The 17,198-nt window shown below is 51.8% G+C and carries 15 protein-coding genes; 4 read left to right on the forward strand and 11 right to left on the reverse strand.

The window, feature by feature from the left end:
• Positions 1–30: 30 nt before the first annotated feature.
• Together O0S09_RS00675 and O0S09_RS00680 are read right to left on the reverse strand one after the other, a co-directional pair.
• A complete protein-coding gene (locus O0S09_RS00675) occupies positions 31–843 on the reverse strand; it encodes a MerR family transcriptional regulator (RefSeq protein WP_268921951.1) in 813 nt (270 codons plus the stop codon).
• A 116-nt stretch (positions 844–959) separates the two neighbouring features.
• Positions 960–1,811, reverse strand: coding sequence for a hypothetical protein (locus O0S09_RS00680; RefSeq protein WP_268921952.1), 852 nt, complete (start codon positions 1,809–1,811; stop codon positions 960–962).
• A 96-nt stretch (positions 1,812–1,907) separates the two neighbouring features.
• Between O0S09_RS00680 and O0S09_RS00685 the strand changes: the two genes are divergently transcribed.
• Complete coding sequence (locus O0S09_RS00685; protein WP_268921954.1) at positions 1,908–2,777, forward strand: PEGA domain-containing protein; 870 nt, start codon at positions 1,908–1,910, stop codon at positions 2,775–2,777.
• 168 nt (positions 2,778–2,945) lie between these two features.
• Here O0S09_RS00685 and frhB read toward each other — a convergent pair whose 3' ends face one another.
• The 5 genes from frhB to mptA all read right to left on the reverse strand — a co-directional run bounded on the left by frhB (position 2,946) and on the right by mptA (position 8,015).
• Positions 2,946–3,818, reverse strand: coding sequence for a coenzyme F420 hydrogenase subunit beta (gene frhB / locus O0S09_RS00690; protein WP_268921955.1), 873 nt, complete (start codon positions 3,816–3,818; stop codon positions 2,946–2,948).
• A gap of 18 nt (positions 3,819–3,836) precedes the next feature.
• Positions 3,837–4,823 carry a coenzyme F420 hydrogenase subunit gamma gene (gene frhG, locus O0S09_RS00695; RefSeq protein WP_268921956.1) on the reverse strand — a complete coding sequence of 329 codons (987 nt, stop codon included), beginning with the start codon at positions 4,821–4,823 and terminating at the stop codon, positions 3,837–3,839.
• A 1-nt stretch (position 4,824) separates the two neighbouring features.
• Positions 4,825–5,307, reverse strand: a complete 483-nt coding sequence (frhD, locus tag O0S09_RS00700) for a coenzyme F420-reducing hydrogenase, FrhD protein (RefSeq protein ID WP_268921957.1) — start codon at positions 5,305–5,307, stop codon at positions 4,825–4,827.
• A gap of 8 nt (positions 5,308–5,315) precedes the next feature.
• Positions 5,316–6,683 carry a coenzyme F420 hydrogenase subunit alpha gene (gene frhA / locus O0S09_RS00705; protein WP_268921958.1) on the reverse strand — a complete coding sequence of 456 codons (1,368 nt, stop codon included), beginning with the start codon at positions 6,681–6,683 and terminating at the stop codon, positions 5,316–5,318.
• Positions 6,684–7,079: 396 nt separating this feature from the next.
• Positions 7,080–8,015, reverse strand: a complete 936-nt coding sequence (mptA, locus tag O0S09_RS00710; protein WP_268921959.1) for a GTP cyclohydrolase MptA — start codon at positions 8,013–8,015, stop codon at positions 7,080–7,082.
• Positions 8,016–8,144: 129 nt separating this feature from the next.
• Between mptA and ilvC the strand changes: the two genes are divergently transcribed.
• On the forward strand, positions 8,145–9,131 hold the full coding sequence (gene ilvC, locus O0S09_RS00715) for a ketol-acid reductoisomerase (RefSeq protein WP_277612878.1): 987 nt from the start codon (positions 8,145–8,147) through the stop codon (positions 9,129–9,131).
• A 687-nt stretch (positions 9,132–9,818) separates the two neighbouring features.
• On the opposite strand, the gene O0S09_RS00720 is transcribed toward ilvC, so the two are convergent.
• Positions 9,819–10,193 (reverse strand): VOC family protein, encoded by a 375-nt coding sequence (locus tag O0S09_RS00720; protein ID WP_268921961.1) that lies wholly within the window; start codon positions 10,191–10,193, stop codon positions 9,819–9,821.
• A 97-nt stretch (positions 10,194–10,290) separates the two neighbouring features.
• On the opposite strand from O0S09_RS00720, the gene O0S09_RS00725 reads away from it, so the two are divergent.
• Positions 10,291–11,784 carry a RecQ family ATP-dependent DNA helicase gene (locus O0S09_RS00725; RefSeq protein WP_268921962.1) on the forward strand — a complete coding sequence of 498 codons (1,494 nt, stop codon included), beginning with the start codon at positions 10,291–10,293 and terminating at the stop codon, positions 11,782–11,784.
• A gap of 111 nt (positions 11,785–11,895) precedes the next feature.
• Here O0S09_RS00725 and O0S09_RS00730 read toward each other — a convergent pair whose 3' ends face one another.
• The 3 genes from O0S09_RS00730 to O0S09_RS00740 all read right to left on the reverse strand — a co-directional run bounded on the left by O0S09_RS00730 (position 11,896) and on the right by O0S09_RS00740 (position 15,296).
• Complete coding sequence (locus O0S09_RS00730; RefSeq protein ID WP_268921963.1) at positions 11,896–13,998, reverse strand: heavy metal translocating P-type ATPase; 2,103 nt, start codon at positions 13,996–13,998, stop codon at positions 11,896–11,898.
• 7 nt (positions 13,999–14,005) lie between these two features.
• Positions 14,006–14,287, reverse strand: coding sequence for a DUF6110 family protein (locus O0S09_RS00735; protein WP_268921964.1), 282 nt, complete (start codon positions 14,285–14,287; stop codon positions 14,006–14,008).
• 754 nt (positions 14,288–15,041) lie between these two features.
• Complete coding sequence (locus O0S09_RS00740) at positions 15,042–15,296, reverse strand: hypothetical protein (RefSeq protein WP_268921966.1); 255 nt, start codon at positions 15,294–15,296, stop codon at positions 15,042–15,044.
• 60 nt (positions 15,297–15,356) lie between these two features.
• On the opposite strand from O0S09_RS00740, the gene O0S09_RS00745 reads away from it, so the two are divergent.
• Positions 15,357–17,180, forward strand: coding sequence for a Na+/H+ antiporter NhaC family protein (locus tag O0S09_RS00745; protein ID WP_268921967.1), 1,824 nt, complete (start codon positions 15,357–15,359; stop codon positions 17,178–17,180).
• Positions 17,181–17,198: the final 18 nt, after the last annotated feature.

A 17,198-nucleotide genomic window follows, 5' to 3' on the forward strand; every position in this document is an offset into this window, starting at 1 on the left:
CCTCCTGCGGTTCGGGATACCTGTTCCGGATTATTTTTTCAGAATAGGTACCTGAATCTCCGTAAGCCAGTCCGCCACGTCCTCTTTGTTCCAGATGCCGTCGATGTAGCTTTCGCGGGGCGGTTCATCCGTCGTCTCAAATCCGTTCTCCTCGATCCACTTGAACACATACGCATACGCCTGTCCGAGATGTTCGTATGCTCCCTTGTGCATCACCGAGACGACCGTTACTGCGGGAATGGTTTTGAAGATGATGTCACCCACATCAACGCCCTTCTCTTCGACAGCCTGACAGTACTCAATGTTGATGTCGTGGTCCCGGTACTCCCGGTCAAGGTCGACCCGGAAACAGTAGTCAGGTGTCACGCACTTCAGATGCGGGTTTGCCTCGGCCACCGCTTTTCCAATTGCGGGAAACAGTTCCATACAGGTTTCGTAGGTCGGAATGCAGGCTTTCTTTGAGAAAACGATGTATTCCGGAATTTCTTTGATGATTGCCGAATAGGTCATAGCAGACTCCGTGCCTCTTCCTGAAAGAATAAACTCAATGCAGGAGAGCTGGTGTTGTGTGTGTGCAAGATCAGTTTCGAGTTCGGCCTTTCGTCTCAGCAAAATCTCTGCGGCATCCCTGCCGGATCGGATCGCTTTGATCTCCGCAACCGACAGCCCGGCCTGCCGGAACGACTGAATGTCGTGGAGCTGCACGAGCTGTTCGGTGGTGTAGTAGCGGTAGTTGGTGACGAAGTCAACTCTTTGTGGTTTGAGGAGTCCCTCTTCATCATAATAGCGAAGCGTCTTGATCGTTGTTTTGCTGAGTCTGGAAAAGTCGCCGATGCGAAACATCTGCTTCACCTATATCTGTATCCCGTTTTTTGGTGTAAAGTGTTTCAAGTATCCTTTCGGGGAAGAGTTGAAAATGTTTTATGGGAGAGTATCAAAAAATCCGTGTGCGGTCCGGCTCACGCATAGCCGGGGGGATGCTCGTCTTCCCTGTCGGATTTTTCCGTCTCTTCACGTTTTTTTGCGCCGTAGAACTTTTCATAAAATAGCGTAAAGTTCTCTTCGCACTTTTTCACGAGGCCCGGGTCCACATTTTCCAGCGGAATGTTTCTGCCAAGTTCTGCTGCAAGAATTTCCACGAGCTGGAAGATCGAGTCCGGTGTCATTTTGATCTGGCTCTCCTTTCCTGAGTAAAGCATCATCTTCATGTCAACGATCCAGTATGCGTTCTCGCCTTCACGTTTGTAGGTGTTGACATCCACCGTGTGCCAGTCCTCATCCATGGTTCCCGACGACAGTGTGTATGCCTGCTGGACGCGGTTGCCGTAAAGGGCGGTCAGATGCTGAATGATCCAGACTGCACTCCGGCTCTTCTCCTCCTGTATTGCATACAGCAGATCCTCAAAGAATGCCGCGGAGTTCACATGACATGCCGTCATCACGACCATGGTTGCTGCGGGCCCGAGAAGCATCGACATTGCGTTCACCATGCGGGGGAATGTCTTGCGGTCGATCGGGTCCACCAGATGATACTCAAACACCTCGCGGATCGGATCCAGCAGCGCCGGAGTCTTTTCGAGAATGTCGGCGAGTTGTGCCAGGTCCTTCAGAAACTGTTCGGGGACGGCCTTGTGCGGACGGTCAGGCTCGTTCTGCTCCTGAACTTCCGGTTTTGCTGTTGTCTCTTCGGTTTTTGCTGCTGTTTTTGGTTTTCTTGTCCGTTTTTTTGGTGCGGTGACCGTCGGTTGCGGTTCCTGACCCTCTCGTTCCGCAGTCTCAGTCTCTGATATGAGTGGCGCATCCTCAGTCATTTGCTAGAGATATGGGTGTCCGGCAGGCAAAATAGCATCGGAACATCTTCAGGAACTCTGCGATGGTTTTATCTTTTCCTACGCCATCTACATCTCATGCATAACAAATGCGTGTGTGTATTGGTGGTGATTGCCGCAGTTCTGATTTTCCTGCCGGCAGTCTCCGCTGCTTATGATGTGAATTCACCGGGGTACATTGATGTATCCTCCAGCCCGTCCGGTGCCCTGGTGTATATTGATGGTACCTACGAGGGATCGACGCCGCTTACCATCTCTGTCGATGGAGATATCAGCCATTCAGTGGAGGTCACCTATGTCGGGTACGAGGGGTACCTGACGTATGTTTTTTCGGGTCCCGGTGAGATTTCTTACGTGTATGCCGATCTGATTCCGGTTCCCGCACCGTCCGCAGCATATCTGTCCATCTCCTCAAACCCGTCCGGTGCACTTGCGTACGTTGACGGTTCGTATGAGGGAAGTACGCCTCTGACCGTTTCGGTAGCTCCGGGTTCCCACTCCGTGCGGCTGGAGTATGTCGGCTATTATTCCTGGTTGGATACTGCCTACGCCTATGATTCCCGGACCACTTCGGTGTACGGCAGTTTAAACCTTGTTCCAAATCCGCCTGCTCCAACCAATGTGCCTACCTATGTACCAAATCCGGTTTCCGGTTCCGGTGATCTCTACATCACCTCCAACCCCAGTCTTGCGGAAGTCTATGTGGATAATGCCTACAAAGGATTTACCCCGATTACGGTCACTGCTGACGGAGGATACCACACGGTGCGGATTGAATCGTCCGGCTATTCCGGCTGGTCGGATTCCGTCTTTGTTACCGCAGATCAGACTGCAACGGTGTATGCGGCATTAACGCCCAATCCAAGTCCGACCAAATCCCCGGTACCGCTGACGTGTCTTCTTGGTCTTGCAGGTGCAGCGCTTCTGGCCGTCCGCAGAATTATCTGAGTGTGTCCATTGGGACATACATCACTTTTTTTCTTTTACATGTGGTATTTTTCAAAAAAATTCCGGAAAGACCGACGAACTCATTTCGTACCATCATTCATGTGACAATTTGCAAAAAAAGGTTGTACCCGAGAGGGGTGGGTACATGCTACAACCCTTAGGACACGGTTAGATGTAGGGGTTGCGCAGGGGTTTGAGTGCCTCGTGCTCCGCGTGGGCGCGGTGCTCGATGTACTTCTGGTTCTTCGTGATCTTCTCGGTTGCGAGCTTTGTCACGAGTTCCAGACCCGGCTTGACGCCGTCCATCGACTCTGCAATGATCCATCCTGCCTCAACAGCCTTGTTGAATGCTGCCTCTCCTGCTGCGGAGCGGACAAAGACCGTGGACCATCCATCCGGAGTACCGACAGATCCTGTTGAGATATCTGCCATGTTTGCAACGTAGTCAAGACAGACGTGGCATCCCGGCTGCTCGTACTTGTGGGTAACCTTCAGCGGGATCTGTGCGTTCACACCGCGCTCGGTGTACACAGAGAATTTGCCTTTTCCAATGTCCATCTTGGTGACATTGTCGATCTTGGTTGCACAGTGGTCCTCAACCATCTGGTAAAGACCCTGGTACGGGAAGTTCTCCATACAGAAGATACCGAGAGCAAGAGCGATCTTGTCCGGAACGTCACGGAGACCAATCGGGTACAGCTGTGCTTTTCTGACTGCCTGAATCTGACAGGGGGTTCCCACAATACCGATCTTGTCAAGACCGTAGCTGCGGGTTGCCTCCTTGATCAGAGACATGTTCGGAGAGATCGAGTATTTCGTACCACGTGCTGCGAGAAGCTCGTCAACGGTGGTGGCGATCATCGGCTCGGGCTTGTATGCCTCTTCTCCGGGTCCTGCGACGATTGCTCCGTCAATAATGCCTGTCTCCAGTGCGTAGGCAAACATTGCGGTGACGATTCCTCCGTCCTGGGACTTTGCGAGAATGTCTTCACAGCCGGCTTTGGCTTTGTAGACTGCCTTGTATTGTCCAAGATATTCCATTTTTTTCGCCTCCAGCCTTTATGGTTTCATAACCTCTCCAATGAGGTTCGTAATCGATTCATACTGTCCGCAGACATCGAAGCTGAAGAAGCTTCTCGGACACTGGGCGTAGCAGGCGCCGCATTTGATACACAGATCACGCTCGACCTGTGGTCTGCCGTACTGCATCGTGATTGCACGAACCGTACAGGCCGCAGCACAGCTGCCGCATCCGCAGCAGAGGCCCTGGTTGATGACTTCGGTCATCAGGTCGCATCCGCATGCTTCGGTTCCTGCTGCTGCAAGGTTCATCAGCGGGGTAAGGTATGCAGTTGCGAGTGCTTTCTGCTCGTCGTTGCCTTTCAGAAGCAGGTATGCCATCAGGCACACGTTGCGGATCTGCTGCGGGGTCGGTGCACATGCGGGGATGTAGACATCGACCTTGATCAGGTCGCCGATCGGCAGGAATGCCTCGTGCTGGGGCTGGTTCTGCTGGCCACCGCGGCAGAAGCGCGTGGTGTTGCCGTAACATGCACAGCCGCCGAGAGCAACAACAATCTTTGCTCTCTCACGGGTTTCCAGAATCTCTTCCATTGAGCACTCGTCGTTTAAACAGACGGAACCCTCGACCAGTGCGACATCCATTTCCGGGATGTGGCGCACGTCGGCGAGCGTCAGGCAGTAGACGAGGTCAGCGTATTTGTCAAGGATCGTAAGTAATCCTTCGTAGTTATCTGCAAGGGACACGAGACATCCGGTACATCCGCTCATGTGTACATGTCCTACAGTAATCTTGTCAGCCACTGGCTTCTCCTCCTTTGGTTTTTGAATAATTGGCTTTTGTTCGACCTTCATGTCAGCCGGCTTTGCCTTAGTAACAGGCGCTTCATGCTTTGCTGACACAGGTTCTTCCTGTTTACTGGCAACAGGCTCCTGTTTACTGGCAACAGGCTTTTCGTCCTGCGTTCCCTCGCTGACATCGCCTTTTCCGAACAGTAAGCTTTTGAATTTATCGAATAATCCCATTTTAGCTTCCTATCTCTTTTAAGATGATGTTTACAGTTTTGGGAATGGCCCCTTGTACTTCCGGACTCAGTTCAAGAGCGAAGTCTTCGCTGTCCGGTGCGGGTATATAGGCGGGCTGGCAACCGAGGATAATAATATCCATCTTTCCCTTCAGTCTGCCGATAGGATCCAGCAGATTTCCGGAATGGGCATCCATGTAACGTTCCTGTCTGCCTTCCGGCAGAAGGTCGGCGGGGATTTTTGTGAGGTCACCGGGTTTTCCCCCGAAGTCCATACAGTCCACAATGATCAGTTTCTTTGTTTCTTCCGGATCGAGCATTGAAAAAACCAGATGCGGGCCACCAAGACCCACATCCATAGCTTTTACATTGTCGGGAAGTTCGTACTCGGAAAGTGCTCTGATTACTGCGGGACCAAATCCGTCGTCGCCAAACAGTTCGTTACCGACACCGGCGATTATTACTTCTGGAAACAGTCCTTCCATTGATATACTCACTCAAGGAGCTTCTGTGCCACAAGCCGGTTGTCTTCATCCAGTACAATCATGTGGGTTGCACAGGATACACAGGGGTCATATGCACGGACAATGACTTCTGCGAGTTCCCACGGTGCGCCGGTAAGTGCACGGCTGCAGGTCGGGAAGTTCCAGGTAGTCGGAACGAGCATAGAGAACCACTCGACTTTGCCGTTGCGGACCTTTGCGAGGTGAACGTCTGCGCCGCGCGGTGCTTCGTTTGCTGCCCATCCGATGGTTCCGTCACCCTGCGGAATGACGTCTGCAACGACGCTTCCGGAGGTGTTGAGTGCATCTGCTGCCTCAATCATCTTGTAGACGGAGTCCATGTATTCCATTTCACGTGCAATGTTGAGACCAATGGCTCCCTTGCGGTCGTAGTTTCTGTACATTGCAAGACGGGCACGCGGTCCGACCTCGACGGGCTGTCCGTCGTAAAGTGGGACACCGGTGCATGCCTGCATCTGCGGCCAGGCTTTTCCGCCTGCTTTGGTGGTTCCGCCAACCGGGTAGTTGGGGTCGTCCATGGTGATCTCTTCTTCGCCCATGTACCAGTCCCAGGGTCTGACTTCAAGCCAGCGTGCCGGGTCCCAGGTCGGGTGCTCATCAAGAGAAGAGCTTCCGTAGCACGGGTCGGTTGCCATGTATCCCTGCTGGTGGAAACCAAGGTCCTTCGGGATTGCAACTTCGCGGCCGCACATCTCTGCCCAGTCACGTTTTGCATAGTTCTCGAAGACTGCAATCATGAACTCCATCTGCTCGCGTGCGAGCGGGAGTGCCTGCTTTGCAAGGTCATAGATCTTGGTTCTTGCACGCGGAGTGATATTCTTGTACATACCACCAACACGCGGGTTGGACGGGTGTACTGCTTCTCCGCCTGCGATCTCGCCAATGGTCTGACCGATCATACGGAGAGTCTGGATACGTTTTGCAACGGATCTGACCGGCTCCTCGGGGGAGAACGGGTTGATCTTCGAGTCAGTGCCCGGCAGATACATATCCGGCAGTGCAAGAATGTCATGCAGTGCGTGGGAGTGCAGTCTGTTTGCACACTGGAGAATTATACGCAGAAGATATGCGTCGTCTGGGATCTCTACACCCATCGATGCTTCCATTGCCTCTGTTGCGGCAAGCGTGTGGGCAATCGGACAGATACCACACACACGGGAAGCGATCTTGGGAACCTGCTCATAGGTCTTACCGATGGCAAGCTTCTCTACTCCACGAACCGGCGTGATGGAAAGCCAGTCTCCGCGCTCAATGATTCCTTCATCGTTTACTTTTAAAACGAGCTTGGAGTGACCCTCATGTCTGGTGGTCGGGGAAATTTCTACTACTTTCGACAATGTTATCGCCTCATCCTAAATATTTAGGTTGTTCGATTAGCTATACAGGAAAATTACCATTGTCCTTTTGGGTTAATGACACGTACCGAAGTACGCTATCTTAACTTTCTTGCCTAGGATTTATTAAAGATTTCCTCTCTTTCTGCCGGAGAATCATCCGGATGGTTTTGGTGTGTTTCCCCTAGGTCTTACTAAGATCTGATGAAATGATCGGATGTGCTACTTGTTTATATTATTGTAATACTTGCACGGAATAAACGTTAATTTTGCCTTCGTTTTTTGAAGAACACGTTGTATTTTTTTGGCACAATCGGGAATTATTTATGCGCTCCGGGAAATTCCGAAAATTATTCGGATAATCTTCATTAAACCCGGGAAAAAAGTGTATAGGATGTATTATACATTCAGTTCTTCGCGCAGTTCGGCGAGTGTTGCTTTCCGTTCTGCATAGGCATCATGCTGATGAATGCTTTCTTCGTTTGTCTGGCGAATGGTGATGTGGGTGTCGCCCGGGAGGTAGGTAAAGGTGTTTACGACCTGACGCGCCATTTCACGGACACAGTCTTCTACGAACCGTGCATTTTTGTGGGCTGCCATAACGACATAGCTCTCGTCACCGCGTTTGAGAAGTTCGTAGATCTTCGCACTCATGGATTCTTTGAGGACGTTGACGATCTGTTCGAGCGGGACAACGATGTCGTCGTCGGTTTCTACGCAGAGGAATCCGCGGCCGCGCTGGTTGTGGCTTGCCATCGGTACTTCTTTGAAGAATGCGTCAATTTTGTCTTCGGGAATTTCGAGTTCCTGCATCACATGCATTGCATGATCCTTCATGATGTTCTGGGCACACGGGCATGCGGTGATGCCGGTGACTTCAGCTCCTACACTTTTGCGGACGATTGGTTCGCCTTCGGTTCTCTGGGCGATTGCGTGGGCATAGACGTTGACCACTTCCTGACAGGAAGTTTTTGAGACCGGGGTGTCGCGGTTGATCATATAGAAGCTGCGCATGAACACTTCGGTCCGGTCGGCATATTCATGATGATCGAGCAGTTTTCGGGAGACGATTCCACACACATCTTCAATACCACGGACGTCGCCGGAGGTTGCCTGCTGCAGCACCTCGTCGATGACCTCAAAGTTGCGGGAAAGGTTTGCGCCTTTCAGACTGCTGGGGAGATCGACAAAGACATCAAAGTCAGAGATGAATATTGCCGGGCGTGTTTTGCCGGGTCTTCCGACTTCAACGAGCTTCTTGACATTTTTTACGCCGACACGGGTCAGGCTGATTCGTACGTCAGGAGCAGTGGACTGCACATCTGGTAATGACATTATACTGTATCCTTCGTTATTCTGCTCAATATTTCCCAGGAGGAACCGGCAGGGTAACGTGCATCTATGTGTATTACCCCAACAGTATATAATTTTATATCCCCCCGTGCCTATCTATCACTGACACGTATGCTGAAAAAATATTATGATGCTGACGTTGACTGGTCGCATATTGCCGGAAAAACGGTGGCAGTGATCGGCTACGGTTCGCAGGGACGCGCCCAGGCGGCAAATCTGCGGGACAGCGGCCTTGCGGTGATCGTGGGTGTGCGGCCCGGACGAAGTTTTGAGGCGGCAAGCTGTGACGGATTTTCCACGATGCCGGTTGCGGATGCCGTTCGCAAAGCGGACATTCTTGCAATGCTGGTACCGGACGAATCGGCTGCGGAGATCTTCCGCCGCGATATGCTGCCCTGGCTGCATGACGGTCAGACACTTGTGTTTGCCCACGGTTTCAATATTCATTACGGACAGATCGTTCCCCCGCCGAATGTGGATGTGGTGATGGTGGCGCCGAAAGGTGTCGGTCCGCAGGTCAGACGACTCTACCTCGAAGACTCCGGTGTTGCCTCGCTTGTTGCCGTGCATCAGGATGTGACCGGTTCTGCAAAGCAGACGGCTCTTGCCTTTGCGAAAGGTATCGGTTCCGCCCGCTCCGTTATCATGGAATCAACCTTTGCGGATGAGACCGAGACGGATCTGTTCGGCGAGCAGACAGTGATCTGCGGCGGTGTGGTGAATCTGATGAAAGCGGCATACGATACTTTGGTCGCAGCAGGATACGAACCGGAGATGGCATACTACGAGTGTATGCATGAGCTGAAACTGGTCGTTGACCTTCTCTACGAAGGGGGATTTACGAAGATGCACGACTCGGTGTCGAAGACCGCCGGATACGGCGGCCTGACCCGCGGTCCGCGGGTGGTCGGCCCAAAGACCCGTGCTGCGATGCAGGAAATCCTTGCCGAGATTCAGTCTGGCGCGTTCGCCCGCGAGTGGCTCTTGGAAAACCAGGTGAACCGTCCGCAGTATACGGCGCTGGTGCGGCAAGAGAAGGAGTCGGAGCTGGAGCGGGTAGGAACTGCGGTCCGGAGAATTATTTCCGACGGAAAATAATTTTTTATCTGGCAATGTTTCGCAGAACGTGCATAAAATTTATCAAAGAGTATCCACAAAGATACAGTTTGATCAAAATGGTATAGATTCTGCGATGTTTACTCTTTGGCCAGACCGTATCTCGTGCAGGTATATGGGTTGACCGAATGGTCTTCATGGTTTGAGGGAAATACCATCGTCTGACTTCATGTGGATTCATGTTTTCCCTGTTTTATCGTATTTCCCACAGGTACAGGTGTCGAATAGTATTTACCATGACTGAGATTTGAGACAGTCATATAGCACGAGTGAAATTATGATTGGAACACAACAGAAAAGAGAGTATATATCGAACTTCACCGAGTTGCGCAGCTTGAAATACCGTGTCAATAAACACGATCTGGTTACCAATTCCGTCCTCCGCAAATGCAACTGGAGTCAGATGCACAAGCATCGCCGTATCACAAAAAGACAATAACAGGATATGCCTTCGGGGATTTCGGACTGCAAAATACTCTTCATTGATGTGAAAAAGTCCTTCTTGGGCTTTTTACTTTTTTGCGGTTGTGTACTGTTGAACAGATACACTGCCCGGACTTTGTCCGTATCATTTTTTGCCCCGGAAAAAAGCTCCGCGGCACATTTCTGAATTGCAGGATGCAGGTAGTTGATGTACGGGATATCCCCAAGAAATTTCCGGAGATCCATTCAGCCCCGTCCCGGTGGAAGAACTTCCAGCCAGTAGCCGTCCGGATCGGTGATGAAGTAGATCCCCAGATCCTCATTGATGAATGCAACACAGCCCATTGCTTTGTGTTTTGCAAGAGCACCCTCATAATCGTCCGTGGAAAACGCCAGATGAAACTCGTTGTCGCCGAGATCATACGGTTCGGTCCGGTCCCGCAGCCAGGTCAGTTCCAGCTTGTGGCCGGACGACCCGTCGCCCAGATACACAATAATAAACGCTCCGGACTCTGGTGCAATGCGGCCTACCTCGAAAAGACCGAGCGCATCTGCATAAAATTTCATTGATCGTTCCAGATCAAAGACGTTGATATTGTTGTGCAGCATCGAAAATTTCATGAGAATCTGTTGGCGCGGACATCATATCTACCCATATCCTCGAACCCCACTAGTTTATTATGAACTCTGCCGGATAACTTAACCAGCAATCAACCGCATGACGCAGGATATCCAAAAAACCCTGGAAGCATTCTTCCACCATCAGACATTCCGGCCCAATCAGGAAGAGATCATCCGCGACGTAGTCTCCGGTCGTGACGTACTGGCTGTCATGGCAACCGGCGGCGGGAAATCCCTCTGCTACCAGCTCCCGGCCATGATGCTGGACGGCATGACGGTTGTCATCTCCCCCCTAATTGCACTCATGAAAGATCAGGTGGACGCCCTTTCAGGACAGGGTGTCCGGGTGGAAACACTCAACAGTACGCAGACGTACGACGAACGGCTCCGCGTCGAAAAAGAGATCGCCGCAGGAACCGTTCGCATCCTCTACGTCTCACCCGAACGTGCGGTAACCCCCGTATTTGCCGCAACACTTTCCCGCTGCCGTGTTGCACTTTTTGCGGTGGATGAAGCCCACTGTATTTCCATGTGGGGGCACCAGTTCCGGCCCGAGTACCGGGAGATCAAAACGCTCCGGGAAAAGTTTCCGGCTGTACCGGTTATCGCCCTGACCGCGACTGCAACTGAACGGGTCCGGGAAGACATCGTCCGCGAGCTCGGCATGAAAAATCCTCGTGAGTATGTCGGCAGCTTCAACCGGAAAAATCTCCGGTATGAGGTGTATGAAGAACCGTCCGGTTCGGTACGCGTCCAGCGGATTGTCAGTTACGTTGTTGCGCATCCGGACACCTCGGGTATCATCTACTGTTTTTCCCGTAAAAGCTGCGAGGAAGTTGCCGAACGTCTCAGGCGTTCCCGCATTCTGGCGAGTCCCTACCATGCGGGCATGCCGACCCCCGAACGCAGCCGCATTCAGGAAGGGTTTCTGAACAACACCATCCGGGTTATCTGTGCAACGATCGCGTTCGGCATGGGAATTGACAAACCGGACGTCGGCTACGTCATCCATGCCCATCTTCCGAAGGATCTTGAATCCTACTATCAGGAAACCGGTCGTGCCGGCCGTGCCGGTGGCCGTGCGGACTGTATTCTCTACTACTCCGCAGGCGACCGGGCAAAGATCTCTTCCATGCTGGAACGCGAGTTTTCCAGTTCTGAAAAACTGCGCATCGCAAAACAGAAACTCGCGGACATGTACTCCTACTGCGTAACGCCGGGCTGCCGGAGAAAAGTTCTGCTCTCCTACTTCGGCGAGGAAATCTCCCCGTGCGGCAACTGTGACCGCTGCGATCGATCGAAACCGAAACCCAAAAAGATTGCTGTCCCCTCAGGCGATCTCTCCCGGGTTGTGTACGATGCGGCATGCAGTCTTTCGGGGCAGATGACCGTATCATCCTTCGTATCCTTCCTTCTCGGTCTGGACCGTGCCCATACAAAAAGCTCCGGCCTGACGTCGCATCCGTTCTACGGTGCCGCAAAAGAACATGAACGTTCTGAGGTCATGGGAGCCGTACAGGACCTGATCGCCGCAAAAAAACTCTGTCTCCGGGGAAATGCGGTTATGAAACTCTGTATCGCAGAAAAATAATATCTCGCACCGGAAAAGCCTTGTTCAGAAAACCCTGAACACACTGACAGAAAAAACATCACAGAACACACGTAAACCGCAACACCAAAAATGATTGAAGGGGGTACTGCCTTAACAGCACAGGAATATTTCTGCATCGCATAAAAGCGGTCGCATACTTACTGCACTAATACCCATCGTAGACACATTGTGCAGAAGTGCACCTGCCGCCGGGGAAAGAACACCAAACTGACCGAGCACCAGAAGACCGGTATTGAATCCGAGAATAAACCGATAGTTCCTGTTGATGCGACCCAGCAATCTTTGGCTCAGGCATCGGAGAAGAAGAAGTTCCCGCAGATCTGCGGAGAGAAGCGTAATGTCTGCAACCTCCCGGGCAATATCTGATGCATCCTTCATCGCAACCGACACATTCGCTTCCGCAAGTCCGGGCGTATCGTTCACGCCGTCACCAACCATAATGACTCTCCGGCCGGAAGCCTTCAGATCCCTGATGATTACAGCCTTATCCTCAGGAAGCACCTGCGAATAGTAGGTATCAATACCGGTTGCAGACGCAACCGCCCGTGCAGTTGCCTCACCATCGCCGGTGATCATCACCACATTTGTGACACCAAGACCTTTCAGGGCTGTGATCACCTCTCCGGCCATCGGACGTACGGCATCCTCAATACAAATGATCCCGGCAAGCCGATTCCCGATTGCCAGATAGATGAGGGATCTTCCGGACTCACTTTCCCTCTCAATTACCGATCTCTCCTCATCTCCGAGGAGAACGCCCTCATCATCAAAAACAAAATGGGCACTGCCTATCAGGGCGCGTTTTCCGTGCAGCTGACTTGCAATACCGTGTGCAACCACATACTCAACAGCCGCATGCTCTTCCCCGTGCTTGAGTCCCTCCTCTGCGGCTTTGCGGACAATTGCCCGTGCAACACTATGCGGAAAATGTTCCTCAAGACACGCCCCCGTCCGCAGAACATCCCGCTCCGTATAACCGGCGAAGGGAATTACGCCGGTAACCTCCGGACTTGCGACGGTGAGCGTTCCGGTCTTGTCGAAGACAATCGTATCAGCAAGTGCAAACTCTTCCAGATACCTTCCTCCTTTTACCATGACATTCATCGTAGACGCCTCCCGCATAGCAGAGATGACAGAGATTGGTGTAGAGAGTTTGAGAGCGCAGGAATAGTCAACCATCAGAACCGACAACGCCCGCCTCAGATTACCAGTGAAAAGGAAGATACCCGCTGCTCCAAGAAAACTATAAGGAACAATCGAATCCGCAAGCTGTTCTGCTTTATTCTGTACATCCGCCTTCAGCGCCTCGGACTGATCAATCAGATCCACAATTTTGTTGATACGTGTATCATCGCCCAAAGATCTGACCGCAACCGCGATCTCTCCTTCCTCCACAACAGTTCCCGCATACACACCTGCACCGAACGCCTTGTGGACCGGGAGGGGTTCACCGGTCATGGAAGACTCATTTACCATCGCATCGCCGCAGGATATCGTACCATCAACCGGAATCATAGATCCGGCCCGCACGATCACCTGATCGCCCGGGGAAACACGGGAGATGGGGATAGACATCTCACCGTTCTCTGTTTTGATCCAGACACGATCAACATTGATTGCAAGACTGTGAACGAGAGCATTACGGGTACGTTTCTTCGTGTAATCCTCTAACAGACCGGATAACCGCAGAAGAAACATAATTGAACTTGCCGTCCCGGTATCCCCCTGCAGCATTGCGGCCCCGATGGCTGAAGCATCCAGAACCGGAGTATCGAGCCTTCCGTGCAGAATACTTGAACCGCCGTATCGGAAGTAACCGCACGCACGAAGAATTGTCCGGACACGGCGGACCGGCAGAGGAAGCAGGGGGCGAACCACAAACCGCCGGAACAGCAGGAGCGAAAGGTCACGGACGAATGCCTCATCGGTTCTTTTACTCTCCAGTCCGTACACTGACGGCGCAGGCAGATTGTTGATCCGGATGCTGTTCAGCACAGAAAGAAGATCACTCCTGCAGTTTTTCTGATAAAGAATCAGAATACTTCCGTTTTTGTGATTTGCCGCAACCTCACGCACGCAGGGGACCATTCCCAGACGCTCCTCAAGCGAGACACTTTCCTCTATACCAAATGCATACATGCCGCCCCGGAGCCTCATGCGTCCGGGGAGGTCATGAACTATAGTGTACTGCATGAGGGTCTTACATCTCGATCTTTTTTACCTCAGCCGATGGACACTCCGCATCGTCATCATCATCCGGGACCCGGAACTTTTGGACGTAGACATCTTCTGCATCCTCTTTGATACTGCTGAGGGCTGCCTCCGCGTCATCTCTCATCTTCATTCCCTGAGCAAGCCCGGCAACCGCCAGATCACGTGCAGCTTTACTGCCGAGAATGGTTACTGCTGCTGCTCCGACGGCCACGCCGCCAAGAAAAAGCCAAGTTCTCTGATCTTTCATGATGTCTTGAATCTGCACCATACCTACTATCTTTCCTGTTAGGTGAACAAATAGTGTCTCCGAACAATCTTCGGAACTGCGGCCGTTCCGAATATGTTTTGCATCTCCAAACCCGGGTATTGTGCAGTTTTCCCAAACATTTTTCGGACAGGGCATTTATCCGCCTAACATCTTATGAATAGTGTAGGAACACCCGGGTGTTCCGTCCCCATGTATGATCTGTGAACACATCCGCAGGTAATGCAGAAAGGAGGTCTGATACAAAAATGAGGTAACCCAACCCCGCAGACATACAATTTCATGGAATGAACCATCTTGTCCGGTAATAAGGCGGTGCCACCCGCCTGCCGCGTGTCCACAACATTCTCTCTCACCAGGCGGAACAACCATTCAAACACAAAGGGTCAGAGAAGATCTGCGTTCGACTCCTCCAAAACAGGCGTGTTCCTCTTCTGTCCCATCTCAAATATCCGCCCGGTCATTTTTTTGGTTTTTGTTCAGTTTCCGACCGATCTTCGGCCGGTGTTTTTCACTACCTAACATCCAAATGATATATTGGAACAGTACGATGTTTGCCCCCCAAAGAAAACACTGCTGTTTCCACAAACATAGCATCAGCAAACTGCGGACTTCATCAGCACGGGTGCTGTATTGTCGTATTGCATGAAGCTACTGTTACGTGCGTTGTTTCTTTTCGGCAGCAGGAGAGACATACCACCAGAGAATTTCTGTCATTAGAGACTGCATTGAACAGATTCGGATTTACTGTGCAGTCTCAAATATTTTCCCAAAATACCCGCAAACCGGATGGTTTTTGCGGAAAAGTTATGGTTCGTATCATGAACAGGGGGTCATGCTGCCGTTTCAGCATTCTGCCGGATTTGCTGAAGTAACGGAACACCGGAAAGCGAACCGCCCATGGCTTTGTGTTATTGGCAAAAACCGTAGAATTGCTAATTTTTATCTGTTTTTCCTCCGTTGGAATAGTACCGGAACTTTGTCCGGTGGATATCACTGAGTCAAAGCCCATAAATATAGTGCCGTTTAATATCTTTCTCATTCAGGTACTTTTACCCTGAGGTGTGTTCTTATGGAAAAATCAAAGATGGTTGATATCATCGCCCTGATTGTGGTGATCGTCGCCTTTGCAATACCGCTTGCAACCGGTCTTATCGGCGCCGCTCCCGAGGGAGGGTCTGCAGCAGAGTATGCTCAGATTCTTGGAATCTGGACGCTGATACCTCCGATTCTCGCACTGCTTCTGGCATTCCTCACAAGAAATGTCATTCTCTCGCTGTTCCTTGGCGTACTCTCCGGTGCATGGATGCTTGCCCTTCTTGGCGGCGACATTCTGGGTGCCATTGGCGGAGCATTCTTCGGCTCCACCGAGTACTTCATCGGCACCCTTGCGGACCGCTGGAACGCAGGTATCATTATGCAGGTGCTCGTGATTGGTGCACTGATTGCGCTCATCACCCGCATGGGAGGCATGCGTGCCGTCGCGGAAACGGTGGCACGGCATGCAAAAGGTCCGCGTACCGCACAGCTTGCAACATGGATCATGGGTTTTGTCATCTTCTTCGATGACTATGCAAACGCACTGATCGTCGGTCCCATTATGCGGCCTGTCTGTGACAAGTTCCGCATTTCCCGCGAGCGTCTCGCCTACATTGTAGACTCAACTGCAGCACCGATCGCAGGTATTTTTGTTATCTCGACCTGGATTGGAACCGAACTGGTGAACATCAATGAAGGTCTTGCAATTGCCGGCATCACCGGCGTTTCCGCATACAGTATCTTCATCGACACGATTCCTTACCGTTTCTACAACATCCTTGCGCTCTTCTTCGTGTTTGCTTCTGCAATGCTCCTCCGCGAGTACGGCCCGATGCTTACCGCGGAACTGCGTGCACGCAGAACGGGCGCGACAGTCCGTCCGGGTTCCGAGGTGGAAAAGGACGACGATGCAGTTCCTGCCGAGGATCAGGACATCTGCAAAGAGGATCACGCAGTTGTCGCAACTTCCAAAAAAGCTCCGGCAAACATCTGGAATGCTATCATTCCGGTTGGTGTTCTGATCGTCTCTGCACTGATTTTGTTCTTCACCAACGGTGCAGAAGCAATCATGGCCGGCAACGGTTTAATTTCTGCGGAGGAGTTCACCCAGCTCGGATTCTTTGACTCGGTGCGTGAGGCTTACAGCTCCTCGGATGCAAGTATTGTACTGTTCCAGGCAGCACTTCTCGCCTGTATTGTTTCCATCGTGATGGGCTTTGCCCAGAAGATCTTTACCTTAAAGACCGGTATTGAGACCTGGGCGCACGGTATGAAATCGATGCTGTATGTGTGTATCATTCTGATTCTTGCCTGGTCGATTGGTTCGATCATCGGCGATCTGGGAACTGCACACTACCTCGTCGGTGCCCTGTCCGAGTCCCTGCCGATGTGGATTGTTCCGGCTCTCATCTTTATCATTGCCGGTATCATCTCGTTTGCAACGGGAACCGCATACGGAACAATGGCAATTCTTCTGCCGCTCGTTATTCCGCTCGCCGCAGCAATTGCAGGTTTCTCGACCGGTACGCCGGATGCCTCCATCTACTCCTACATTGTCGTCTGCTCGTCCGGTGTGTTAACCGGTGCAATCTTCGGAGACCACTGTTCCCCTATCTCGGATACCACCATTCTCTCATCTATGGGAGCAGGGTGCAGTCTGATAGACCACGTGGACACGCAGTTGTGGTATGCCTTAACGATTGCAGCGGTTGTTGTCATCGGCTACATCATTGTCGGTTTCGGCATGAATGTGTGGCTCACGCTCCTGATTACGATGGCAATTCTTGTCGGCGTTCTGTTCGTTCTCGGAAAAAGAGTTCCGACCTGGAAGCCTGACGAGGAAAAACTGGTGGAGTAATCCACCGGCAATATTTTT

The organism is Methanocorpusculum vombati (assembly GCF_026891935.1).
Lineage (GTDB): Archaea > Halobacteriota > Methanomicrobia > Methanomicrobiales > Methanocorpusculaceae > Methanocorpusculum > Methanocorpusculum vombati.

Coding starts and splice junctions, on each gene's coding strand:
- O0S09_RS00675 (WP_268921951.1), bottom strand. CDS start 843: ATGTTTCGCATCGGCGACTTTTCCAGACTCAGCAAAACAACGATCAAG.
- frhD (WP_268921957.1), bottom strand. CDS start 5,307: ATGGAAGGACTGTTTCCAGAAGTAATAATCGCCGGTGTCGGTAACGAA.
- O0S09_RS00725 (WP_268921962.1), top strand. CDS start 10,291: ATGACGCAGGATATCCAAAAAACCCTGGAAGCATTCTTCCACCATCAG.
- O0S09_RS00730 (WP_268921963.1), bottom strand. CDS start 13,998: ATGCAGTACACTATAGTTCATGACCTCCCCGGACGCATGAGGCTCCGG.
- O0S09_RS00745 (WP_268921967.1), top strand. CDS start 15,357: ATGGAAAAATCAAAGATGGTTGATATCATCGCCCTGATTGTGGTGATC.
- O0S09_RS00740 (WP_268921966.1), bottom strand. CDS start 15,296: ATGGGCTTTGACTCAGTGATATCCACCGGACAAAGTTCCGGTACTATT.
- ilvC (WP_277612878.1), top strand. CDS start 8,145: ATGCTGAAAAAATATTATGATGCTGACGTTGACTGGTCGCATATTGCC.
- frhG (WP_268921956.1), bottom strand. CDS start 4,823: ATGGGATTATTCGATAAATTCAAAAGCTTACTGTTCGGAAAAGGCGAT.
- O0S09_RS00735 (WP_268921964.1), bottom strand. CDS start 14,287: ATGGTGCAGATTCAAGACATCATGAAAGATCAGAGAACTTGGCTTTTT.
- O0S09_RS00685 (WP_268921954.1), top strand. CDS start 1,908: ATGCATAACAAATGCGTGTGTGTATTGGTGGTGATTGCCGCAGTTCTG.
- O0S09_RS00680 (WP_268921952.1), bottom strand. CDS start 1,811: ATGACTGAGGATGCGCCACTCATATCAGAGACTGAGACTGCGGAACGA.
- O0S09_RS00720 (WP_268921961.1), bottom strand. CDS start 10,193: ATGAAATTTTCGATGCTGCACAACAATATCAACGTCTTTGATCTGGAA.
- frhB (WP_268921955.1), bottom strand. CDS start 3,818: ATGGAATATCTTGGACAATACAAGGCAGTCTACAAAGCCAAAGCCGGC.
- mptA (WP_268921959.1), bottom strand. CDS start 8,015: ATGTCATTACCAGATGTGCAGTCCACTGCTCCTGACGTACGAATCAGC.